The 23,222-nt window shown below is 40.6% G+C and carries 24 protein-coding genes and 5 pseudogenes; 11 read left to right on the forward strand and 18 right to left on the reverse strand.

Annotation, left to right across the window (positions count from 1 at the left end; genetic code table 11):
* Window positions 1-399 precede the first annotated feature (399 nt).
* Window positions 400-636, forward strand: coding sequence for a hypothetical protein (locus JNUCC22_RS09970; RefSeq protein WP_007612058.1), 237 nt, complete (start codon window positions 400-402; stop codon window positions 634-636).
* 125 nt (window positions 637-761) lie between these two features.
* The gene (locus JNUCC22_RS09975) at window positions 762-1,136 is read left to right on the forward strand and encodes a YoqO family protein (RefSeq protein WP_029326142.1); all 375 of its coding nucleotides are present in this window, start codon (window positions 762-764) and stop codon (window positions 1,134-1,136) included.
* 233 nt (window positions 1,137-1,369) lie between these two features.
* Here the strand turns inward: JNUCC22_RS09975 and JNUCC22_RS09980 are convergent, their stop codons facing one another.
* Window positions 1,370-1,822 carry a YoqH family protein gene (locus JNUCC22_RS09980; protein WP_216061676.1) on the reverse strand — a complete coding sequence of 151 codons (453 nt, stop codon included), beginning with the start codon at window positions 1,820-1,822 and terminating at the stop codon, window positions 1,370-1,372.
* Window positions 1,823-2,199: 377 nt separating this feature from the next.
* On the opposite strand from JNUCC22_RS09980, the gene JNUCC22_RS09985 reads away from it, so the two are divergent.
* Both JNUCC22_RS09985 and phrK read left to right on the forward strand, forming a co-directional pair.
* Window positions 2,200-3,315, forward strand: a complete 1,116-nt coding sequence (locus JNUCC22_RS09985) for a Rap family tetratricopeptide repeat protein (RefSeq protein WP_029326141.1) — start codon at window positions 2,200-2,202, stop codon at window positions 3,313-3,315.
* Window positions 3,312-3,434, forward strand: coding sequence for a phosphatase RapK inhibitor PhrK (gene phrK / locus JNUCC22_RS09990; protein ID WP_016936664.1), 123 nt, complete (start codon window positions 3,312-3,314; stop codon window positions 3,432-3,434). The genes JNUCC22_RS09985 and phrK overlap by 4 nt, the downstream gene beginning before the upstream one ends.
* Before the next feature lie 40 nt (window positions 3,435-3,474).
* Here phrK and JNUCC22_RS09995 read toward each other — a convergent pair.
* A pseudogene (locus JNUCC22_RS09995) lies at window positions 3,475-3,591 on the reverse strand (hypothetical protein); the annotation flags it as partial.
* 375 nt (window positions 3,592-3,966) lie between these two features.
* Between JNUCC22_RS09995 and JNUCC22_RS10000 the strand changes: the two are divergent.
* Window positions 3,967-4,980: pseudogene (locus JNUCC22_RS10000) on the forward strand (hypothetical protein).
* Between the two features lie 60 nt (window positions 4,981-5,040).
* On the opposite strand, the gene JNUCC22_RS10005 reads toward JNUCC22_RS10000, so the two are convergent.
* The 4 genes and pseudogenes from JNUCC22_RS10005 to JNUCC22_RS10020 form a co-directional block, all read right to left on the reverse strand.
* Window positions 5,041-5,400 (reverse strand): hypothetical protein, encoded by a 360-nt coding sequence (locus JNUCC22_RS10005; RefSeq protein ID WP_047935828.1) that lies wholly within the window; start codon window positions 5,398-5,400, stop codon window positions 5,041-5,043.
* A gap of 378 nt (window positions 5,401-5,778) precedes the next feature.
* Window positions 5,779-6,237 (reverse strand): SMI1/KNR4 family protein, encoded by a 459-nt coding sequence (locus JNUCC22_RS10010; RefSeq protein ID WP_216061677.1) that lies wholly within the window; start codon window positions 6,235-6,237, stop codon window positions 5,779-5,781.
* A 2-nt stretch (window positions 6,238-6,239) separates the two neighbouring features.
* Window positions 6,240-8,045 carry a T7SS effector LXG polymorphic toxin gene (locus tag JNUCC22_RS10015; protein WP_216061678.1) on the reverse strand — a complete coding sequence of 602 codons (1,806 nt, stop codon included), beginning with the start codon at window positions 8,043-8,045 and terminating at the stop codon, window positions 6,240-6,242.
* 36 nt (window positions 8,046-8,081) lie between these two features.
* Window positions 8,082-8,518: pseudogene (locus JNUCC22_RS10020) on the reverse strand (SMI1/KNR4 family protein).
* Between the two features lie 264 nt (window positions 8,519-8,782).
* Here JNUCC22_RS10020 and JNUCC22_RS10025 point away from each other — a divergent pair.
* From JNUCC22_RS10025 to JNUCC22_RS10035, 3 genes and pseudogenes are all read left to right on the forward strand, one after another.
* Window positions 8,783-9,733, forward strand: coding sequence for a thermonuclease family protein (locus JNUCC22_RS10025; RefSeq protein WP_216061679.1), 951 nt, complete (start codon window positions 8,783-8,785; stop codon window positions 9,731-9,733).
* 361 nt (window positions 9,734-10,094) lie between these two features.
* A pseudogene (locus JNUCC22_RS10030) lies at window positions 10,095-11,779 on the forward strand (recombinase family protein).
* Window positions 11,755-12,375, forward strand: a pseudogene (locus JNUCC22_RS10035) (polysaccharide biosynthesis protein); the annotation flags it as partial. The pseudogenes JNUCC22_RS10030 and JNUCC22_RS10035, both read left to right, overlap by 25 nt.
* 40 nt (window positions 12,376-12,415) lie before the next feature.
* Here JNUCC22_RS10035 and msrB read toward each other — a convergent pair.
* Window positions 12,416-12,850, reverse strand: coding sequence for a peptide-methionine (R)-S-oxide reductase MsrB (msrB, locus tag JNUCC22_RS10040; RefSeq protein WP_007409536.1), 435 nt, complete (start codon window positions 12,848-12,850; stop codon window positions 12,416-12,418).
* Between the two features lies 1 nt (window position 12,851).
* Window positions 12,852-13,385, reverse strand: coding sequence for a peptide-methionine (S)-S-oxide reductase MsrA (msrA, locus tag JNUCC22_RS10045; RefSeq protein ID WP_003153641.1), 534 nt, complete (start codon window positions 13,383-13,385; stop codon window positions 12,852-12,854).
* Window positions 13,386-13,513: 128 nt separating this feature from the next.
* On the opposite strand from msrA, the gene JNUCC22_RS10050 reads away from it, so the two are divergent.
* Window positions 13,514-13,939 (forward strand): MarR family transcriptional regulator, encoded by a 426-nt coding sequence (locus tag JNUCC22_RS10050; RefSeq protein WP_003153639.1) that lies wholly within the window; start codon window positions 13,514-13,516, stop codon window positions 13,937-13,939.
* A 50-nt stretch (window positions 13,940-13,989) separates the two neighbouring features.
* Here JNUCC22_RS10050 and JNUCC22_RS10055 read toward each other — a convergent pair whose 3' ends face one another.
* The 5 genes from JNUCC22_RS10055 to ilvA form a co-directional block, all read right to left on the reverse strand.
* On the reverse strand, window positions 13,990-14,553 hold the full coding sequence (locus JNUCC22_RS10055) for a YpmS family protein (RefSeq protein WP_216061681.1): 564 nt from the start codon (window positions 14,551-14,553) through the stop codon (window positions 13,990-13,992).
* Window positions 14,554-14,562: 9 nt separating this feature from the next.
* Window positions 14,563-15,318 carry an SGNH/GDSL hydrolase family protein gene (locus tag JNUCC22_RS10060; protein ID WP_007409534.1) on the reverse strand — a complete coding sequence of 252 codons (756 nt, stop codon included), beginning with the start codon at window positions 15,316-15,318 and terminating at the stop codon, window positions 14,563-14,565.
* A 77-nt stretch (window positions 15,319-15,395) separates the two neighbouring features.
* Window positions 15,396-15,977, reverse strand: a complete 582-nt coding sequence (locus JNUCC22_RS10065; protein ID WP_095353038.1) for an SCO family protein — start codon at window positions 15,975-15,977, stop codon at window positions 15,396-15,398.
* A 98-nt stretch (window positions 15,978-16,075) separates the two neighbouring features.
* Entirely contained in the window at window positions 16,076-16,327 is a 252-nt protein-coding gene (locus JNUCC22_RS10070; protein ID WP_007409532.1) for a DUF2535 family protein, read from the reverse strand.
* Between the two features lie 92 nt (window positions 16,328-16,419).
* Window positions 16,420-17,688 (reverse strand): threonine ammonia-lyase IlvA, encoded by a 1,269-nt coding sequence (ilvA, locus tag JNUCC22_RS10075; RefSeq protein WP_007612085.1) that lies wholly within the window; start codon window positions 17,686-17,688, stop codon window positions 16,420-16,422.
* Between the two features lie 184 nt (window positions 17,689-17,872).
* On the opposite strand from ilvA, the gene JNUCC22_RS10080 reads away from it, so the two are divergent.
* On the forward strand, window positions 17,873-18,865 hold the full coding sequence (locus JNUCC22_RS10080; RefSeq protein WP_216061682.1) for a sigma-54-dependent transcriptional regulator: 993 nt from the start codon (window positions 17,873-17,875) through the stop codon (window positions 18,863-18,865).
* A gap of 16 nt (window positions 18,866-18,881) precedes the next feature.
* On the forward strand, window positions 18,882-19,520 hold the full coding sequence (locus JNUCC22_RS10085) for a PAQR family membrane homeostasis protein TrhA (protein WP_007612091.1): 639 nt from the start codon (window positions 18,882-18,884) through the stop codon (window positions 19,518-19,520).
* A gap of 40 nt (window positions 19,521-19,560) precedes the next feature.
* Here JNUCC22_RS10085 and JNUCC22_RS10090 read toward each other — a convergent pair whose 3' ends face one another.
* The 5 genes from JNUCC22_RS10090 to JNUCC22_RS10110 form a co-directional block, all read right to left on the reverse strand.
* The gene (locus JNUCC22_RS10090) at window positions 19,561-20,184 is read right to left on the reverse strand and encodes a lysophospholipid acyltransferase family protein (protein WP_044802184.1); all 624 of its coding nucleotides are present in this window, start codon (window positions 20,182-20,184) and stop codon (window positions 19,561-19,563) included.
* 20 nt (window positions 20,185-20,204) lie between these two features.
* Window positions 20,205-20,690 (reverse strand): dihydrofolate reductase, encoded by a 486-nt coding sequence (locus JNUCC22_RS10095; RefSeq protein ID WP_007409527.1) that lies wholly within the window; start codon window positions 20,688-20,690, stop codon window positions 20,205-20,207.
* Window positions 20,687-21,481: a thymidylate synthase gene (locus JNUCC22_RS10100; protein ID WP_003153622.1), complete on the reverse strand. Its 795-nt coding sequence runs from the start codon at window positions 21,479-21,481 to the stop codon at window positions 20,687-20,689. The genes JNUCC22_RS10095 and JNUCC22_RS10100 overlap by 4 nt, the downstream gene beginning before the upstream one ends.
* 99 nt (window positions 21,482-21,580) lie before the next feature.
* Window positions 21,581-22,189: a YpjP family protein gene (locus JNUCC22_RS10105; RefSeq protein WP_216061683.1), complete on the reverse strand. Its 609-nt coding sequence runs from the start codon at window positions 22,187-22,189 to the stop codon at window positions 21,581-21,583.
* Window positions 22,190-22,451: 262 nt separating this feature from the next.
* Complete coding sequence (locus JNUCC22_RS10110) at window positions 22,452-23,222, reverse strand: class I SAM-dependent methyltransferase (RefSeq protein WP_007612096.1); 771 nt, start codon at window positions 23,220-23,222, stop codon at window positions 22,452-22,454.

Genomic DNA, 23,222 nt, shown 5'->3' on the forward strand with positions numbered 1-23,222 from the left:
AAATGACAGACTAAAACGCCTCATGTTTATGAATTTAAACAAATTCCTCCTAGACAAATGGAACACGGTGAGGTCTTCACCATTATAGAACCGCACAAATTGCATCATGAAATATTCAATTGACTGATCAACCACATCACCTTCTTTAAGCGATCTAATGTTTATATTATAAGGTCCTATAAGTCTATACACCTTTCCGCTTAATCATTTTGCTTATCTATAAGCAGTTTACATTAACTAAGGGTATGTACAGTTTTTCAGACATGTTCAGCTTGTCCTTGAAATGCCGGATTGCTTTATCTTGTTCTTTATTTAAAATGTTTATCATTTAATCATGCTGACTTAATATAATGTTTAAGTGTTTTTATATGGGGGAATATGTGTAAGGAGGCGGTTTATTTGAAAAACGATCAGAAAATAACACTTGACTCTTCTTTTGCGTTATCCACTCTTATTGTCTTACTTATTGCATTGTATCCATCCTATTCTTCTTGGTTTGTCACAATATTTCTTTTAGGATTTGCACTAATATACACATTTGAAAAAAAGAGCAAATCTTCAAAACTAATTGCTGTTATCTCTTATCCATTATTTATTGTTGCGTTTGTTTACAGCATAATAAACAGCATGTCATGATCCACTCTAAATTTGTTCTTAAAATTACGATTTTAAGTTAAGTTTAAACTGCATTATGTTGAGAATATCACCTTTAATTGGTAAGCTGACATCTAAGGTCATACTTATACAAAGCAGGTGATATATTGAATAAAATAATCGGAATGACCGGATTAATTATCTCCTTACTTGTGCAAGGGTTCTCAGCAAGTGATTCATTGACTCATAAGATCGCCATGGCTTGTCTATTCTTGTTCTTATTGGTTTATAATTTTAACCATACTAAGGAGTTCTCTAAAAAGTCTCTGGCGATTATAGGCGCTTCCTTTATTGTGCTAATGCTTGGAATTTATCAATTTCTCTTTTTTACCGATGATTACTTTGAAAGTCGCGGTTTAAATTTTGGATTTATCCTCTTACTTGAAATTGTTTTAGTTATTGGATTAGTGACTGCTGCGCTGAATTTAATTAAGCATATTGCAGACCGCTTAAGGAAAACACCTGATGGTAAAGAGCGTTGACTCTTTGCCTTTTTTTAGCTAACCATTTCTTTTTATGCCGTCTTTCTATGTACAAAATCAAACGCAATATCGACTTTTGCCGGCTCTCTTCTGTCAAATGATGAATTGACTCCAGACATTCCATCTTAATGGACTCTTCTTCATTTTTCACCAGAATTTCTCGATCAATTACCTTTTTGACAATTTACAAAAGATCCAGTCGCATTGCTCTCTTTGATAAGAACTCTACATTTCTAATAGCAAGATTGAATATTGTTTGTTAATACACTCGGCCCCAACTTTTGTGTCTTAGAATTTGAAAGGCGTACTTGCACTTTAACATTTGTCATTTCAGCTGATATAGAATCAATCCTTCCAGCCCAATTAGGACTCTCTCCCTCGGGAGTCGGATATAGTTTAAATCGCCAACTGATTTCCCCTGTTTTGGCGGCAAATCCTTCATAACTGTCGTAGCTTCCATAAGAAGATGGTTGAGGAAGGTGGACAGCAAGAATACTCATATTCGTTCTTGCAGCACTTGGCGGGTATAACTGCACTTTATAGATTAGTGCCGCACCCTTCGCATTTTTCAGTTTTTGATTTACCGGTTTGAGTACTGCACTACAAGGCATTGGACTTGCTTTCATTTGAGTTGGAGAGGCAATAACAGCAGCCAATAAAGGTATAACCAAGATAAATCGTTTCATCTACATTCCCTCACCTTTTTTTGTTAATTTCCCTTACTCCCGCCTTGAATATTCATCACTTTCGAATGGTTAGCTTCATTAAAAGGTGAAAAAGGCAGTACTGGAGCTAAAGGAGCTACTGGTGCTGCCGGTAAAGATGCGAAAATCAGCATATGAATTAGCCGTTCAACAAGGTTTCTCAGGAACATTAGATGAGTGGCTTGCCTCACTGAAAGCAACAGGAAATTGATCACATCCCTTCTCTAACGAGGAGGGTATTTTTTTCGTTTTTCAAATTAGAAAACCCCAAAAACTCTACATCCTTTTACAATTTTTTCAATGACTATGTTATGATTATTCCCAAAGGATTTTTGAAATTTTCAGAAAGAGGGGTTTGGATGAGCAAGATCGCTTCAGAAGTTGTTGCTACTACACTGAATGATTGGTACATTGCTATAAAGAAACAAAAGGTACATGAGTCAATAAAATATTACTCAGAGATTAAAAGCCTGTTCGATGATATGGAAGAGGATCAAGAAGTTCTTGCATATTACAGTTTATTAGAAGAAAGACACAAAATGTTGCTGCACTCTTCACGCGGAGAGCCTTTACAAAAGCACACTTATTTCACTGAAGAGAATGAAAATTTCATAAAAAGAACGAACGATAAATTGGAATATAACTTTTATTTATTCGAAGCAATGTACGAGGCATACAACAAAAATTATGATCGAGCAATTAACTTATATGGATTAGCTGAGAAAAAGCTTGCAGAAATTCCGGATGAAATTGAAGCAGCTGAATTCTACTCCAAGGTCTCCTACTTATACACTCTTGTTAAACAAAGCATTGTGGCACAACACTATATCAAGAATGCAATTGCAATATATAAGCGACACCCTGACTATAAATGTAAACTGGCAACTTCAACAATGATTGCGGCTGCAAACTATTCCGATATGAAACGGTTTGAGGAGTCAGAAACATATTATTTAGAAGCAATAGACATTGCACAAGAAACAAAGGATGAATATTTGGAAGCTCAGTTATATCACAACCTTAGTATCGTGTATTCTGATTGGGACAAACCTGATAAGTGCATTAAATCTCTCGAAAAAGCTATTGGAAATGAATCTTGGATGAATTCAAATTATTATATAAATTCTTTATTCATGATGATTAAGGAGCTATTTAAAATTGACGAAAAAATGAAAGCCATTAATTTTTACAATAAAGCACAGGAAAGACTCATATTAATGGAGAATAAGGTATACGAAGCCAAAATTAGCACCCTATACAACCTATATTGTGGTGAATTAAAAAACAACTTCAATAATTGCATCCGTTACATTGAGTTTTTAAAACAACAAAATGACCTTGAAAGTGTAGATGAATTGTCCTACATAGCTGCAAAAAGGTTTGAATCAATAGGTGCTTTTGAAGAAGCAACAAGCTTTTTCAATGAAAAAATTTGGGCTGAACAGAAAATGAATCAGGTGGAGGGAATCTTATGAAAAAAATTGTGCTTTGCGTATCTATTTTAACTGTAATTTTAAGTGGGGTAGCTTTAACGCAATTGAGTACAGATTCACCATCTAACATCCAGGTAGCTGAAAGGCCAGTCGGAGGTTAAAAATTAATTTAGCCCTACTCATATGAGTGGGCTTTTTATTTTATAATTTGTGGCCACCTGTCAAACCTGCTCTATGCAAAGCTGTGCCTCCAGGTGTATAAGAAACAACTCGTAAGATCGCTTTTAATCCGTATTTATTTCTTATCATCCATAACAAAATTATGGACGCATGAAAGGGGTAAGGAATTATCAGAACAACTGGGGTAAGCGATTCAAAAGCAAAAAGAAACAGTATGTTAAGGGCGCAGATATCTATGATAAGGTAAAGGCCCAGAGATATGCTAGTAGTAAAACAGGTAAGCCTTATTCAGTGGCCGCAACCAAAAAAAGCACAAATAAATAGTATTGCTCTAAACTTGTGTGGCAATCATACAAAAATACAAAAGGAACCGACCTAGACAGTAATGGAGGCGCACTTGTCACACCTGCAGATATTGACCGCTCATTAAAAACTGTCTGCTCCTAATCATTTGCTTTGCAGATTTATTCTGCAAGTGTCTTTTTATTTTATATAAAAGATAAGGAGCGTTATATGAAAAAGTCTTATGTTTTATATGGGATTTCAGGAGTTCTAATTGGTGCAATAGTTATATTGTTGATCTATGCAATCTTTATAAATAAAAGTGAACACTCTGTACGTACTTCTAAAATTAATCCAGCCGAAGATAAAATCTTTTTTATCTATTCAAATCCACTCATCAAGAAAAGCGTACTCATATCCACATCCCAAGGAGAAAAATTCAATAAACGATACTTTAAAGTACCGGATATACCATATATCCAGAAAAAAACCCTTCTTCAGACGATATCGTCTTGTTAGCTGAACATGAACCATATTATTACACATTAAATAACAAAACCATTAAGGATCATCAATTGTCAAATCCATTTGCTTTTTGGTATCTAGGAGAGGAACGTAAAAGCCTATAATGTCGACACCAATGGAAATGAACTGAAAGTAAATGATAAAAAGTTCAATAAAAAATATAGCCTGACTTTGCCCTCCCTAGTAACCATGGGAGAAAGCGATGATAAGTATATTTACGCCATTCAAGGAATGTCTTTGTACGTCATTGATAGAAAAACAGAAGAGATTATTAAAACGATTGGATTAGCTTCCTATGGAGATGTATTTGATCACTCTGAAAAATATGTTGTAGCTAGCTCAGAACATGAACTAACTGTAATCGAAAAAGGATCCTGGAAATCAAAATTCATAAAATATCCTGATGATCTCGAACAAGCGGACGCTGTGTATTACGACAAAAAAAGCGGTAAATTTTACGTTACATATATTAACAAATCCGGATACGCCTGCTTACTTGAGTACGAGAAAGATTTTTCTTTTGAAAAATTCGATTTAAAATTTCCGTATATGAATGCAAAGTTTAAAGATCAAAAACTTTATGTGATTTCACAAGAGGAAAACAAAAAAGGCATTGGTGGCTATATGGGGATTTTTGATATCCGTACTAAAAAGAAACTTAATGAATTTGATTTGCCTGAAGAAGAAACAAAAGTGCAGGACTTTATGGTTTTAGATTAAACATAAAGAATAAGTTGCAAAGCAAAAGCCCCTTCCTGAATAAGGGGCTTTAATTTTAAATTAAATAGATGTTTTATACGCGTTAATGGCTTGATTTCTCAAAAGCATATTATCTTTCGTCACCATTCCAAGATTGTATGCTTGTTTGATGATATCCAGCACTTGATTATCTGTTTCAGTTACAGCTCGTCCACCCGTTATTCTAGATTTCCAGTAATCGAACTGGTGATTTAATTCTGAAGTGCTTTTAAGGTTTTGATTATCAACCACTTTTCCGTTCTCGAGCGCATCTTTAAATTCATCAAAATTAATTGAACATTGCTGATTCGAATTACTTCCTGCGCCTTCTGTCGCTAAACTGCAAAATGCTAAAAACTTAGGGTCTTTCGTAATGTTGTAAGAGTTATTAAGGCCTTCCATAACATTCACCCTCTCTCAAATTTTACAACGTTGCTGTAAATGATTTTCATGTTTTTTCCAAATCCTTCAACTTGAATCTCATTTGAAGGAAGTTCGTTCATTGGAATTTCAATATATTTGTCCCATCCTATCACTATCCTGTTTTGCCCAAGTATAGCATCATATTTGTATATGTTTGCTTCACCTTTGTATAACAAATTTCTTCCGTTTGGTATTATTTCGCATGTTATTTATCGGTAATTCCAGCGAGGTATTCAACTTAAATTCCACCAAATATAAGATGAAAAAACAGTTTCTTTTCAACCAACAGCACCTTATTTCATTATTTCATACAAAAAAAGCTCTCAAAAAGAGAGCTTAACTTTGCAATACTTCTACTTAATCGTCCCAATCTTCGTCCTCTTCCCAATTTTCTTTTGCTTCTTCAAGCTCTTCCAAGAAAAATTGCAGAAAGTTATCTGCAACCTTGTCACCATAACCGGCTTCATTTGCCCAAACTATTACTGGACATTCGTCGTTTTCCATATTGTTTGTATCGAGGCAATAAGAGAATTCATCTACATCTTCTATAACGATAATACCGTCACTTAAATTATAATGAGTTCTATATTCCTCAGTAACTGTAACAACCCTTGCAGAAACTTTCCCATGGCCAAGTATATTTACCCCGTAAATTCCACCGGAGCCATATTTATTTAAAAACCACTTATAACTCTCGGGAAGTTTTACATTTAAACGATTTTGTATCTCTATGATTTTTTCTTCACTTATTCCGCCTGTAAAATCATCATCTTCAGCGTTTTCTTTAATAAATTCTTCAATTTCATGATAAGTCATCGTTACATTTCTCCTTTCTCAAATTGGCTCGCTCTCCATTTCCAATATCTTCGTTGGAAGCTTTTATACTGATTCCGCAACTCCCTGTCATTTCTAAAACTTTCCCCACCTTTTTTCAATCCATGGAGAACTTTTTTATTATTTTGATGAACAGAAGCTGGAATTTCCACCATCGTTCCTGGCTCTTCTTGAATTAAATGATGTAAGTTGATTTTTGTGCCATCATTAGCAAAAGGAGCGTCACCTTTTTTCATAAGTTGTAAATTTGTTTTTCCGCTTTCAGCATCAACTTTGTTTATATCAATATCTTTCAATGTGTATACTCTTCGACTTACATCTTTAGTTTTACCCGAAGCTTTTACCTTCCCTTTAACTTCAAAGGCGCCATACTTCTCTTTATTTAGCCAAGGGAGAGTTAATTCCTTACCTGTAAATGGCTTTCTGCGCTCATCTAATTTCTTCGCATTAGTTAATAGTTCATTTTTAAGGTTTTGGCTGTCAACCACATTGTATGGTACGTCACCCGCCAGAGCAAGATCATATTTAGAGTTATAAGGAAGCAGTTCTGGAAGTTTAACATCTTTAATTTTCTTCCCTGCCTGTCCTGCCTTGCTTATGACCTTCCCCGCCGCATCAGCTTTGTTAACGGCTCCCGCGCCTTTCGTTCCGACGACAGCCACAGCTGCTGAACCAATTGCATATGTCACCCACCTTGATCTGGAGTAAGCATCTCCGTTCACCATATCGTTTTGATACGATTCCTCGATTGCTGCTGAAACAGCATCATATGTTTTAACTGGATGAAGTACTGCATTCCCCAGCGCTAACAGGGTTTCTCCTGGATCGGTTATGAAGTCCCATAAACCGGTTACCGTGTCTTTCCCGACATCATATAGACCGACGCCGGCTCCTTTTAAAATATCCCAAGTCACTTCTCCGGCTTCTTCCATCTGTTTTGCTTGTTCAAGCTGAATCACATATTGCTGCTGGGAAGGTTCAAGATTCTCGTAACCGATCTTCTTGGCAATCTCCAAGTATTCATCAGGATCAGTTACTCCATCAGCGAGCTTTTTTTTCAGATCCTTGATTTCCCGCTCTTTTGCTTCTTCCTTCTTAAACGTTAAATATGTGTCTGAGTGTCTTGCAATCTCGCCTTTTTTCTTATGTATGTCACTTTCTCTGTATGCCTTGGCGTTATAGTGAAGCGGAGTAGCGTTTTTCCCTTTTCCCGTAGCGTTTAGGAGCTGTTGAAAATCTGCCTGAATGAAATGTTCATTTGCCTCGGTTTCTGCGTATTCTTTCGTTAGATCGTGATCAAGCTTTCCGAGCTTATGTATGGTCTCATCCCGTTTTTCATCTGCTGAATCCAGCTTTTGATCGACATCTTCTGTCGAGAAAACTTCTAGATGAACGATATCACTGATTTCATCAAGGATACCTTTCATTTCATTGCGCTGCTCCTGCATGATGGCTTTTGATTTATTCTTCGCATGGATAAGCTCGTGTTCTAAAAAGGACTCTTCCACAAACGAATCGGCCAATCCGGCATCAGCTACTTTTCCTGAAATACTGTTAAGAAACGCAATCTTCATATCCATCAGATCAAGCCAACTGTCTGTGACACCAGCGTGATCTTGAAAGAATGCTTTAATGTTGTCTGCGCCTTTGCCTGAAAACTCACTGTCGTCTAAGTCAGCCATTCCCTGAAACGCTTTTCTGAGATTGATAAATTGTTCTCTAATCTGATCGTATTGTTTCGCCCGCTTTTCTGCGGCTGAAATGAACGAGGCTGCTTCAAATACTTTCATTTACGTCTCCTTTCCACTTGATCTTATCTAAACTCTCTATTCTGAAACATATTTATAATATTCTTTAATTTTCGGCTTTACTTCCCAGTATTTAGTTCCGTTTGATGACACCAACATGTCAAACCATATCTCAAAGTTAGAGTCTAAATATACCGTATCTTCAATATTATCAATTGAATCCAGATACAACATATATCCTAATCCCTTATTTGATTTGTGTTTACATCAATAACATACCTGCCATCATAATGATACCCAATTAGGACATATCCCTTAGGGAAGTCTTGAACTTCATTAAATCCAATTATCCCTTCTGTGCTTAGAAGCTCAATACCATTAAACATTTCCATTCCATTGTGATTGAATAGGAACTCTTTATAATCATCAGGCAAAGTTACCCCTAACATCTTTTCTAAACTATTAATTTCTTGAGGACTGGCTGGGTCTCTGAATCGAAAAGCAGCATCTTCCATGACATGCCCTCCATGTTGGAGCATAGGAAAAGTTCCGTATTTAGAAACAGCTTCCTTTATCCCATCAAGAGTCATGCGAATTAACTTTCCTTCTTCCATTTAAATTTCCCTCCTTTATGGTGTTTAGGTCACTAAATTTTACCACGCAACTGCATTTGAGTGTCCTAAAATGCCAAACGTAATTTACAATCTTTGGTTTTATATTTATAATAAGGAAGGTTTGTCCGATATAGAGACAGAACAAACAAATTTGGGGGAATTACATTGAAGAAATGGCTGTTAGGTATTGGCGCATTATCTCTAAGCTTTTCTTTGGCTGCGTGTGGATCTGATTCTGCTTCTACAGATAAAACAGATTCAGATAAAGCTAAAACAACGCAGCAAGAAGAAAAGGATGCAAAAGAGACAAAGGCAGACACTCAATCAAATGACAAAAATGAAAAAGCCGAAAATGCTTCAAAGAAGGATTCGTCGGATAAAAAGGCGTCTGACAAAAAGAAAAAGCTGGTCGATGTAACATTTAACAGAACAGTTGATGGGAATACGATTAAAGTTAACTATAAAGGCGGAGTCAAAACTGTTCGTTATTTACTTGTTGACACGCCTAAAACTAAGAACCCAAACTCTTGCGTACAACCATATGGTGAGGATGCTTCAGCAAGAAACAAACAGCTGGTTAACAAGGGAAAACTTCAACTGGAGTTTGATAAAGGAGATCGTACAGACAAGTATGGGAGAATGCTGGCTTACGTTTATGCAGATGGCAAATCAGTACAAGAAACACTGCTTAAAGAAGGATTAGCACGAGTAGCTTATGTATATGAGCCAAACACGAAGTATTTAGACACGTATAAGAGCGATGAGCAAGCTGCGAAAGATAAAGACTTGAAGATTTGGAGTAAGAATGGATATGCGACTGATAAAGGATTTAATGGCTGCGCAACGAAACCGAAGAAATCAGTAAGTGTATCTAAGCCGGCTCAAAAGTCAGTTACAACACACCAATCCGAGACACATAAATCGAACTCAAGCAGTTCAGCATCAAGCAGCTCTTCTAACTCTGCACAAGCCTCCCCTTCTGCTGGAGGAACAGAACACTTTGCAAACTGCACAGAGCTGAGAAAGAAATATCCGCATGGTGTACCAAGCACTCACCCTGCTTATACATCTAAAATGGATCGGGATAATGACAACTTTGCATGTGAGAAGAATTAATTATTTTGAAGTCCTCTGAGGCTTCTTTTTTATTTGGGTATTTTCTTAGCATGTGAGGGAGCTCTGCGGCCCCCGTTTCACTGTTTAATATCAGGACATTCAGATGAAACTGATTTGAAAAATTGTTGCAAATTCTTATCTGCCACTAATGAATTGCGTTGACATTTCAAGAAATGAACAAAATAAAAACCCTGTTAATTACAGCGGCGTTTAATTAAAAAATGAACACGATTAGAATAGATATTCAAACAATACAATCCTTACAATATATTACGTTATTTTCGTATTCAATGTCAGACAGAATATTGTACGAATACTTCTGTTTTTACAGTAAATACAATAAAGAGGAGGTGCTGATTTTTTGGAGTTAAAAAACATCGTTCATTCTTACAACATTACAAATATTTTGGGTTATCTTAGACGCTCTCGTCAGGATATGGAGCGAGAAAAAAGAACAGGCGAAGATACGCTAACAGAACAAAATGAACTCATGAATAAAATACTGAAGTCGATTGAAATCCCCTATGAATTAAAAATGGAAATCGGGTCAGGAGAAAGCATTGAGGGTCGCCCTGTTTTTAAAGAATGTCTTAAAGACCTCGAGGAAGGCAAGTACCAGGCAATTGCTGTTAAAGAAATAACAAGACTCAGCCGCGGGAGCTACAGTGATGCGGGACAAATTGTTAACCTTCTTCAAAGCAAGCGATTGATTATCATTACACCATATAAAGTTTATGACCCTCGAAATCCTGCAGACATGCGTCAGATTCGTTTTGAATTGTTTATGGCCAGAGAAGAATTTGAAATGACCAGAGAGCGTATGACAGGCGCTAAATACACATATGCGGCACAAGGGAAATGGATTTCCGGACTAGCGCCTTATGGATACCGGTTAAACAAAAAAACATCCAAACTAGTCCCAGTCGAAGAAAAAGCAAAAGTCGTTCAATTCATCTTTAACCTCTTTTTAAATGGGTTGAATGGAAAAGATTATAGTTATACAGCGATTGCTTCTCACTTAACAAAATTACAAATACCGACTCCATCAGGAAAAAAGCGCTGGAATCAATACACAATTAAAGCAATTCTGCAAAACGAAGCGTATATCGGAACTGTTAAATATAAGGTTAGAGAAAAAACAAAAGACGGTAAACGAACAATTAGACCTGAAAAGGAACAAATTGTAGTATCGGATGCACATGCCCCTATAATAGATCAAGAACAATTTCAACAATCACAAGAGAAAATTGCAAACAAAGTTCCCCTGCTGCCTAATAAAAACGCATTGGAATTAAGTGAATTGGCAGGCGTATGCACTTGTTCTAAGTGCGGTGAACCATTATCTAAATACGAAACTAGGCGAACGCGAGAAAACAAAAACGGCACGGAAAGTGTATATCACGTTAAATCACTCACTTGCAAAAAGAATAAATGCACTTATGTGAGATATAACGATGTTGAAAATGCCATTCTGGATTACCTCTCTTCTTTAAGCAACTTAGATAATAAGACTTTAACAAAACATATCACTTCAATGATTTCTAAATACGAAGACGTAAATAGTAATGTGAAAGCAAAAAAGCAAATGTCTGAACATCTTTCACAAAAAGAACAAGAGTTAAAAAACAAAGAGAATTTTATCTTTGAGAAATATGAGAGCGGCATTTACACTGATGAACTTTTTTTGAAGAGAAAAGCTGTTTTAGATGAAGAATTTAAAGAACTCCAGATTGCTAAGCATGAGCTCAATGGAACCCAAGAAGCGAAATCAGAAATAGACAGTAATACAGTCAGAAACAACATAAATAAGATAATTGATCAATATCACATTGAAACAAGCACAGAGAAAAAGAACGCGCTATTAAGAATAGTCTTCAAAGAAGTTATCGTTACGATGACACAAAAAAGAAAAGGGCCAATTCCGGCTCAGTTTGAAATCACCCCTATCCTGAGGTTTAATTTTTCGCTTTCGATCTCACCGTCACTGATAGTCCCTCACAATACAGTAAATACCTTAAAAAACCGATAAAGCCGTTTCCCCGGTAAACACAATGGGAGCTACGAAGCTGTTGTCCGAGAAGCTGTTTCATCAGGCGAATCATCATGTTCAAAACCGCGGTACGGTATTTTGTTCGGTCCGCTTCGGCAATGTGCTAGGTTCACGCGGTTCCGTTATTCCTATTTTATTTGAGCAGTTGATGGCAGGCGGTCCGCTCACCATTACGGATAAAAACATGACGAGGTTTTTTATGTCGATTGATGATGCCGCATCGCTCACCCTGCAATCTGCGGCGATTACAAAGGGCGGAGAAACGTTTATTTTTAAAATGGAGTCCCTGAGGCTCGAAGAACTGCTTCACGGGTTTGAGGAATATGCGTCCCGGCACGGGCTGCCGCGCCCCGCCGCTGTTGAAGTGGGAAAACGTCCCGGTGAGAAGCTTCATGAAGAACTGACCTCTCCTCATGAGACGGAATCTTTATATGAATGGGGCAATCTTTACGCGATATTGCCCGACCCCGCCAAACATCCGGAATTTCGGAAGGTCAATCTCCCCAGATATCAATCCGATCAGGCGCCGCTCATCACAAAAGACACAATCGTAAAGATTATTGAACGATTACATGAAGAAAAAAAAACATAGAAAAAAGGCCTGTCTGATAGGCAGGCCTCATTGCTGAGCTCTATTTTTCAAATAAATGCAGGCAGGCTTCATAGCCCTCTTCCTTCAGCTTGTCTTTCGGAATAAACCGGAGTGCCGCAGAGTTAATGCAATAACGGAGACCGCTTGGCCCCGGGCCGTCATTAAATACGTGGCCTAAGTGGGAATCCGCTGTTTTGCTTCTCACTTCCGTCCGGATCATCCCGTGGCTTGTGTCCAGTTTTTCGTCAACCTCTTCTTCCTCAATCGGTTTTGTAAAACTGGGCCAGCCGCAATGAGAATCGAATTTATCCAGAGAAGTAAACAAGGGCTTTCCCGATACGATATCAACATACAGCCCCTCTTCTTTGTGATCCCAGAATTCATTTTGAAACGGCGGCTCCGTTCCGTTATTTTGTGTGACTTCATATTGCATGCGGTTTAATGATTTGATTTTTTCTTCTTTATTAAAAGCCATCTTATCTGTCCCTCCAATGCTCATCCAGAAAGCCTTGACGTCCGGAACCTACACGGTAGCGCCCGTAGTGATCAGGATTTTTCTTATAAAAGTGCTGATGATAGCCTTCCGCTTCATAAAAAGGCTCAGCCTTTAAAATGTCTGTCACGATCGGCTTTTTAAATATGCCGCTTTCTTCAAGCTGTTTTTTTGAGGCTTCAGCGATTTGTTTTTGTTCATCATTATGGTAATATATCGCCGCCCGATATGAACTTCCGCGGTCTGCAAACTGGCCGCCTGCATCAGTCGGGTCGATCTGCTGCCAAAACAGCTCGACAAGCTTTTCATACGGATAAATGTCAGGTTGAAATGTGATTTGAACGGCTTCTCTGTGTCCGGTCGTTTCACTGCACACTTCTTCGTAAGTCGGATTCTCAGTATGGCCTCCTGTATAGCCGGACACCACCTTTTCAATTCCGGGCTGTTCGTCAAACGGCTTCACCATGCACCAAAAACAGCCGCCTGCAAATGTGGCGATTTCTTTTTTTTCTGACATACGGGTGCCCTCCTTTGTTCATACGTGGTATTATTATATTATAGCATGTATAAACAGAATAAAAATAATTCTGCTTTCAGGGGAAGCTAAACGAATGCCACGCTGACTACATATTGGAGGTTCATGATTTGAAAGTAAGGACACAAATGATGTATGATATGGAAGCTTTGCTTCGAAAAGTGTTTAAACAAATCAGAAATGAAGTTAATGAAATTCTAGATAAAGAGCTGTCCAGGAACGAATTCACCATTTTGCGGATTCTCAGTGAACAAGGGCCTAAAAAAGTAACGGAATTCGCCCCTATTCTTGAGGTCTCCGCAAGCCACATTACCGCAGTGACCGACGCTTTAGTAGAAAAGGAATGGATCACCCGCATCCGTTCTAAAGAGGACAGGCGAATTATCAGAATCCATATTACGGAAGCCGGGGAGAAAATTGTCGATCATTTCAACCAGAAAAAAACAGAATACTTTTTTAAACGGTTTGACTGCTACTCTGATGAAGAGCTTGCAACGTTAATCAAACTGTTCAGCAAGCTAGACAAAAAACGCTGACACGAAAAAACACAAATCCCTGAAAGGATCTGTGTTTTTTTTATGAAAACTTATTGTTTCGGATGATAATAGGAAAATTCAATTTCATCCGTGTCGAGATTGATTTTATCCGCTTTTACATACATGCCGTTGTCTAAAGGCATTTCTGACAGACGGATCTCGATGCTTTTATCCCCGGAATGAACGTGCACAAATGACGGGAGTTCATAAAAGCTGTCCATATAATTCAGCACAAAGCTGATCGGCAGGCTTAATTCGCCTAATGAAAACTTCGTCACTTTCAAAATCACATCTCCGTTCTCCTGTACGGACGGTTCAAATGTGACGACCGCATTAATGGAGGTTGAGAATGCTTTGATTTTACCTGCCACGTGCACATCGTTATTGATGTCCACTTTGTAGTCAAGCTGATTCGATGCCTTCTCATTTAAGTACGCATTCACAAACCTGGCAAGAGATTCTTTGGAGCTTGTGATATGAAAGCCGTACTCACTTTTTGTCTGATCTTGTATTTTCGCCTGCTCTCCCGGCATAACCAATAATGTCACAATTACCGCGGCGGCAATCACATTGAGTGCGAGAAGAACAAAAAACAGCGATTTCCACTTTTTCATCATTTCACCCTATTCTGCTGGTAACCCTTGTTTTTCAATGATGCCGTACAATCGATCGGCGATGAGTGCATACCCTTTTGCGTTCGGATGAAAATCATCATCCTTTGAAATCCGTCTGCTGCCGCTTTTTTGACTGAACAAGTCTTCAACATTCACCGCGGCGGCGTGAGGATCTTTTTCCAGCTCTTTTGCGGCGATCTTGTTCCAATCCGTTACAACCCCATTAATTTCTTTTAATTCAGGCAGCGTAAACGTGAATGGATTATACATGCTGACATACACCAGCTCTGCGTTTTCATTATATTTGCGGATTTTTGAAACGATCGCCTTGAATCGTTTTTCAAAAGGTTTCTCTTCCTTTTGGAACGGCTGAACCGTCAGCTGCATCATATTCTGGCGGAGCACCTTCATTAAGTCATTACCGCCGATGGTAAAAAAGATATAGTCGGCGCTCTTTAATGATTTCTGCACTTTTTTATTATCAAGCTTTTCCAGCAGGTCAGACGTTTTGTCACCCTGCACCGCATAATTTTTAATATCAACCGTTTTCACATGTCCCTTTTTCTTAAGAGACTCCGCTGCCCTGCCGACGTATCCTGAACCGTCAGGATCTCCTACTCCTTCAGTCAATGAATCACCGACCGCAGCTATGACAATATGATCTTTCGTTTTCGGTTCTTCAGTGTCAGAACCGGTGCGCTGGACAGAACAAGCTGATAAAAGCAAAGCCAGTCCGGCGATCAATGAGAACATTCGCAGCTTCAATCTGGTTGCTCCTTCCCCGTCTACTAGTGGAAAGTGTAACATGTTTTTTCAGATTTGAAAATGTCTAATCTGCCAGTTTACTTGAGCTCCTCAGCCGCTCTGACATCTGAGAGGATGTCATCATACGGAACCTTCTGCACGCCGTCATAATCTTTAAGCACCTTGCCATCAGGTCCGACTAAATAAAAAGAGGTTTGATGTATGACCTGGTCCTCTCCCTCCGGCTTTTTGACGATTGCTTTAAAGCTGTTCAGGGAAAAATCTTCAATGTCCTTTTGGCTGTAACCGGTCAGAAAATCCCAGTTGCGAAGCGAAAGCGGATATTTGGAAGCAAAGGCTTTCAGCTGTTTCGGCGTATCCTTTTCAGGATCTACACTGAACGACACAATCCGCACGTCCAGATTCTCAGCCTTCAGTTTTTTTTGCAGTTCGGTCATGTGGGCCGTCATCGGCGGACAGACCGTATTACAATTTGTAAACATAAAGTCGGCAATCCAGACATGCCCCTTCAAGCTTTTCAGTGACACTGTTTTCCCGTCTTGGTTCTGGTATGAAAACGGTTCAATCTGATAGTTCAGCGGGTCTTTTATCGTTTTCCCCCCGCAGGCGCACAAGAGCAGCAAACAAAAGACGGCAGCGAAGATTTTCATTTTTTTCATTTCCATTCCCCCCATGGATAAAACGCTTACAGCATTCATCATAAAAAAATTCCCGCACCCTCCCTTATCAAAAGGAAGGCGCTAAGGAATATGCACCGTTAGGCGTTATGTTTTAAAATCTCTTGGTTGAAAACGGCCTCGTAATCTTTCCACTTCATACGGCGCTTGACATATTGTCGGAATGAATACACTGTTCTCACACTTTGTGAAGCAAAAACCTCTCTCAAATAAAGCTCAAGGTGCTGATGAATTTGAAAAAAATAATGTTCACCTTCCGTGACAACCGGTATTTCTGTCACTTTTACCTGAATCCCGTCCTGTCGTTTGAACTCTAGGCTTTTGAGTAACAAGATATCAATCCTTCTTTTTCGATTGTTTTCTTTTTATTATATACAATCTGAGAAAGCGTGTCTGTCATTTTGCGCGGCCGTTCTAAAAAAAGTCAGATTAACAGGTGGAACAGATCCTGATCTTTATTCACCTCTACGTAATGAAATCCTTTTTGATTCATCCGGGCAATGAGCGCGCCGTAATCTTCCCGATGCTTGAGCTCAATGCCGACCAATGCGGGGCCGCTGCTTTTGTTATTTTTTTTCGTGTATTCAAACCGGGTGATGTCATCATCAGGCCCAAGCACTTCATCTAGGTATTCGCGAAGCGCTCCCGCCCTTTGCGGGAAATTAACGATAAAATAATGCTGCAGCCCCTCATAAATCATGGAGCGCTCCTTCATCTCCTGCATTCTGCCGATGTCGTTATTCCCTCCGCTGACCATGCAGATGACGTTTTTCCCTTTAATCTCTTCCTTGTACAGATCAAGTGCTGACACGGACAATGCCCCCGCCGGCTCCGCTACGATGGCGCATTGATTATATAATTCGAGAATCGTGCTGCACACTTTTCCTTCCGGGACAAGCACAACGTCATCGACAACGGTTTCGAGCGTTTGAAAGGTTTCGGCGCCGATTTTTTTTACGGCCGCCCCATCGACAAATTTATCAATTTTCTCAAGTTCAACCACTTGTCCGGCTTTTTTCGATTCAAAATAGGAGGCTGCGCCCTTCGGCTCTACCGCTATGATTTTTGTATCCGGCGAGATGTTTTTCATGTACGTGCCGAGCCCGGACAGGAGTCCTCCTCCCCCTACGCTTGCAAAAAGAAAATGCGGTTCAACGTCAATGTCATTTAAAATTTCGATGGCAGCCGTTCCCTGTCCGGCCATGACATCGGGATCGTCAAACGGATGAATAAACGTGCGGTTTTCTTTTTCACAGCATTCCGCAGAACTCTTATACGCATCATCGAAAGTGTCACCCGTCAATATGATTTCTACAAATTCTTTTCCGAACAGTTCCACTTGGGATACTTTCTGTCTCGGTGTGGTTGACGGCATAAAAATCTTGCCGTGAATGCCGAGGTGTTTGCATGAAAACGCAACCCCCTGCGCATGGTTTCCCGCACTTGCGCATACAATTCCGTTTTCAGTCTGCTCTTTTGAGAGCTGCCTCATTTTATTATAAGCCCCTCTGAGCTTAAATGATCTGACCACCTGCAGGTCTTCCCTTTTCAAATAGATGTTGCAGCCATACCTCTCAGAAAGTCTGTCATTCCTCTGCAAAGGCGTATGTATCACAACGTCCTTTACATTTTGGTGCGCTTTTAAAATGTCTTTTACCTGGATGAGAGAGTCTTCTTTAAGCAACGGTTTCATTTACAGAGTCCTTTCTTATTTAAATCCCTATTTAATATGCCATTATAACATGAATATTCAAATAATAAGACAATTATTTTAATTTTGTAAATAAAATTAAATGAACCGATACAAGAGAAAAAGATATTTTTGATCGCACAAACGTGTTATACTTAAACCAATTAGAACCAAAAGGAGCCAATTCATGAGTGTAATTGAACAAACTGATCCTTTTTATCAGCTGGCCGGCGAACATCACACCTTTTCAGAAGCGAAACGATTGGCCTCGCAATTTGCCTTATCTGATTTGCCGGTCTTCATAACAGGTGAAGTCGGAACCGGAAAAAAACAAATGGCCAGAGCGATCCATCATAAATCCCGCAGAAACAGCGAACTATTTATTACCGTTCACTGCAGCCAAAGCGAAGAGCGGCTCGAATATGAACTGTTCGGCGCTGAAGGCGCATTAAACAGGGCCCGCCGCGGAACATTATTCTTATATGAAATCGGAGACATGCCGCTCTCGGTACAGGCCCGCCTTCTTTCCGAGCTGGATGCCGGGCTTTCCGCCCGCATCATTGCAAGCAGCACGGCGGATCTTGGCGATACCGGCGCAGAAAATACGTTCAGCCAAGATTTATTTTACAGGCTTCACGTGTTATGCCTTCCGCTCCCTGCTTTATCTGAACGAAAAAGCGATATACCGCTTCTTCTGCAGCATATGCTGACAGCCTCGGAGCAGCATGTTCATATCGATCCGTCCGTTTATCCGCTGTTTGAGCGGCACACCTTTAACGGCAACATCAGAGAACTTCAAAATGCGGCGCACTATATGGCCGCGGCAGCATCCGGCAACACGATTTATCCCGATGATGTCCCGCTGTATATCAAAAACAGCCAGAAAGCGAAAACAACTAAGAAAAAAGAAAAACGGCTGACATTGATGGAGAAAGAAGAGTTTTTGTTTATTTTGGAATCAATTAAAGACTTAAATACAAAAGGCGAACCCGCCAGCAGACGGAGCATATCCGAATTAAGCGAAAACAGCACAATGACATTATCGCCCCAGCAGGTCAGAAACAGGCTTGATTACTTAGAAAAGATGAACTATGTGACAAAAGGCCGAGGACGCGCAGGAACAAAAATTACATTAGAAGGGTTAAGCTTTTTGCAGTCACTGCAAAAACAAATCCTTTAAAAAGGAGGACATTTGATTGTTCACAATAAAAGAAGAAATCGCAAATGCCGTCACACACGGAATCGGTGTATTGCTGTCGATTCCGGCGCTTATTTTTCTCATTATCTTCGCGGTGAAATACGGCTCGCCGACAGACATCGTCAGCTTTTCAATCTTTGGCGCTTCAATGCTGCTGCTGTATCTCAGCTCGACTCTTTTGCACAGCATTCAGCATAAAAAAACAAAAGACATTCTTGAAATTGTGGATCATTCCGCGATATACGTATTAATAGCCGGAACATATACGCCATTTTTATTAGGACCCCTTAAAGGGGCACTCGGTCTGACCCTTTTAATTATTGTTTGGTCGCTTGCCATCGGAGGCATCGTGTTTAAAATCTTTTTCGTGAAGCGGTTTATCATTTTTTCAACGCTTGTCTATTTATTGATGGGCTGGCTGATCATCGTCGCCATTAAACCGCTGTACGCTTCGCTGTCAGGCCCCGGTTTCGGCCTTCTTCTTTTCGGCGGCTTATTGTATTCCGCCGGCACAATATTTTATATTTGGAGAAAGGTTCCGTATCATCACGCCATTTGGCACAGTTTTGTTTTAGGCGGCAGCGCCTCGATGTTTTTCTGTATTTTGTTTTATTGCGTCAAAGTTCCCTTTATCTGAAATAAAAAAGCACAGCCTCTCTATAGAGACTGTGCTTTTTTTATGCACGGAGCCGTTTCTGACCGGCCGGATAATAAGCGGGCTTTATATGTAATTCAATGTCAGCCGGCTTCAGCCGTTTCAGTAATCTGCCCCGCAGCAGCCGGTCTGTTCCCGAAGTGCTGACGGGCACAATCGGGAGATCGAAACGAAGAGCCAGTTCCTCCGGATTGATTTTGCCGTCTTCAGACAGAATCAGACTTTGTCCTTTTTGCAGACGGACTTCCGCCTCCTGAAACACGGCGTCCCGGCTGTCTCCGTCACAAATGATACCCATCAGCCGCAGCCATTTCCCGAGAAACGGCATCCGGAAAGCTTTCTCGCCAGCGATAAAACCAGCCGGCTCTTCAAGATGTCCCGCAAGCAGCAGAAGATCAGCCGGGCGCAATCTGGGATGCACATACAATACGGGGCCGTCCGGTATCGGCTGATCATGATGAATGCCGATTGCCGATCCCGACACGTCAATGCAGCCTCTCATAAAGGCTTTCGGCCTCTCATACACCAGCCTCATCTGTTTTTGAAAAGAAAGCCGCGGGTCAAGCTCTTTTTGATTGATATATTCCTGAATATTTTTCATGAACATAAATACAACGTACATCACAAGGCAGCCGTAACGAATCAATTCTTGTCCCCCTGCTTAAATCAATTCTTTTTCTCGTATACAAGGTACTCATAATCGTAAGGGTTTTTTTCATCTTTTACTCCCTGTTTGCGGGATGTCAATTCCCATTCAGCTTCATTAAATTCCGGAAAAAAACGGTCTCCTTCAAAGACATGGTGAATTTTTGTCATGTAGAGTCTGTCCGCATAAGGAAAGAGCGCACTGTACAGCTGGGCGCCGCCGATCACAAAGCATTCTTCATCTGCCGGGATCAGCTTGAGCACTTCCTCAGCCGAGTCGGCAGTAATACAGCCCGGGAATAAAGATTCGTCCCGTGAGGTTACAACGATGTTACGCCGGTTCGGAAGCGGGCGTCCGATTGATTCAAACGTTTTCCGCCCCATTACAATGGTGTGACCCGTCGTCACTTTTTTGAAATATGCGAGATCATCGGGAAGGTGCCAAGGCAGATCGTTATCTTTTCCGATCAGCCGGTTTTCATCCATCGCAAAAATAAACGAAATCATACGCTGACAGCTCCTTTTATGTGCGGATGCGGATCATAATCCTCAATGATAAAGTCTTCAAACGTAAAATCAAAAATAGAATCAACATTTCGCGCAAACCGCAGTTTCGGCAGCGGACGGACATCCCTTGTCAGCTGCAAATTCACCTGCTCCACATGGTTTTGGTAAATGTGGACGTCTCCGAATGTATGAACAAACTCACCCGGTTCAAGCCCCGTCACATGCGCGATCATCATTGTTAAAAGCGCATAAGACGCAATATTAAACGGCACGCCGAGAAAGACATCCGCTGAGCGCTGATAAAGCTGGCACGACAGTTTTCCGTCCGCAACATAAAACTGAAACAGGCAGTGGCAAGGCGGAAGCGCCATATGATCAATTTCGCCGACATTCCAGGCGCTGACGATTAAACGTCTGGAATTCGGGTTTGTCTTGATGTCGTGAATCAGCCGGGAGATTTGATCAATGGTCTCGCCGTCCGCTCCGCGCCATGAACGCCATTGAGAACCGTAAACCGGTCCGAGTTCTCCGTTTTCATCCGCCCATTCGTTCCAGATGCGGACTCCGTTTTCCTGAAGGTAGCGGACATTCGTATCTCCTTTTAAAAACCAAAGCAGCTCATGCGCGATGGACTTAAAATGGAGCTTTTTCGTCGTAAGCATCGGGAAACCTTCCTGAAGGTTAAACCGCATTTGGTAGCCGAACGTGCTGATCGTACCCGTTCCCGTACGGTCTCCTTTTTTTTCTCCGTTTTCTAACACATGACGGCACAAATCTTTATATTGTTTCATTTTTTTCATCCTTTTAAAGTAGTCTTTTAGTAGTGTAACACAATAAAAAATCATTTCTGCAAAATTTCTCAGAAATGATTTTTTTATTTCTTCTCGCTATTACACGCTCATCCAGTCAGGCGGCGTATTGCGGTCCCAGTAAATGCTGCCGAGCTCATGATGTGATTGAAATCCGTCTTCAGCGGTATGGTAATGAAAATTAAACCAGTAGCCGTCTTGCGGAGGATGATCCCGGCGGACGTGGAACCTTAAAAGATCTTCACCCGTCAGCCTGTTATACACATGAAAAATTTTTTCAGTTTTTCCGGCCGACGGTTTGCTGGAAATAACCACATCCTGATACGCTTCATCATCTTGAAACTTGGCTAAATGTCCTGTGATCACACCTTCGATTTTCGGCAGAATTTCACTTCTGTAATCATCTTCAATGACCGGAGAGATTTTGCTGCCGAATTTTAAAAATGATTGATTTTCAGCATCACCGAGAAGCTGCTGCTGATACGATTGAAACTGTAATTCAGGCTCCCGCCCTGCCTTCTCTTCTCCCGGCAGGGCGTGTTCATCATAAAAAGCGGTGTAATCATTCTGCTCAAGACTGCTCGACTGTCCTGAAGGCTTGTCTGTCATCAAAGCAGCCGGAGGAGACACGAGTCCGAACGTTACAATGGTAAACAGAACCACAAGGGTCTTTTTCATCCACAATTTCATGACAGATTGTTCCCCTCTGTTTTATTGTCCTCTTTTCCTTTATTTTAGCATAGATGAAAGCGCGGCGTCATGTCCGGCAGCGTATTATCATGCAATATGGGAAATTGGTAACTGTGACCGAGCGGATAAACCGCTTACAATAAGAAGGAGAAAAAGGAGGGGATGAGATGATTAACGCTTTATTTGCGACTGTATCACTTCTCACGCTGCTTTATTTTGTCGTTATGGAAATCACTGATTAACGAAAAAGAAGCCCATGTTATCATGAGCTCACATGGATGACACCAAAGTGGAAAAGCGCCGTCTTTCTTTTCAGCACCTTGAAGCCGTATCGTTCAAACCGCGGGCTTTTCCAATGGTCTTTAAGCACTACGCATTTTTTCGCCGCCCGGACGGCTTGCGTGATGCACTCTTCGTTAAAACCCTCTTCTGCCAGCGCGCGGAGCGGTGCAATGCCGTCTGACGTTTCAACAGGTTCGTGAAACATCGGGTCAAAATAAATGACATCTACCGATGAATCAGGAAGCTCCCGCAAATAATCGGCGCAGTCGGCATGTTTGACCTGAATGCGTTTCATGGCGGTTTGGAGCTGCTCCATTCCGGTTTCCCACGTTTGAAGTCCTGTTTCTACAAGCAATGAGACAAGCTTGTTTTTCTCCAGGCCGATGACTTGTCCGCTTTTTCCGACTGCCAGGCTTGCCAAAATCGCATCGGATGCCAGGCCGAGCGTACAATCTAAAAAGGAATCCCCTTCGCGTAATCCGGCTGCTTTTAACAACGGCTCGGCTTCCCCTCTCAAAAACCGCTTTGCGCGGAACATCGCTGTATTCGGGTGAAAAAAGAACTTCTCCCCTTGCTTCGTGTAAAGTTCGAACCGTTCCTTTCCGATGACTAAAAGATCGCCAGCCGCTCGTTCCAGCATTTTTTCAATGGGCTGTTTATTGCGGCTGCAGTAAGTGTCACCCAGCTTGACACTGAGTGACTGCGCTGTGTGTATCGTATATTCGCTTGGTCTGTAACTCGTTGTGATCAT

Origin of the sequence: Bacillus sp. JNUCC-22, from assembly GCF_018861275.1 — a bacterium.
GTDB lineage: Bacteria > Bacillota > Bacilli > Bacillales > Bacillaceae > Bacillus > Bacillus velezensis.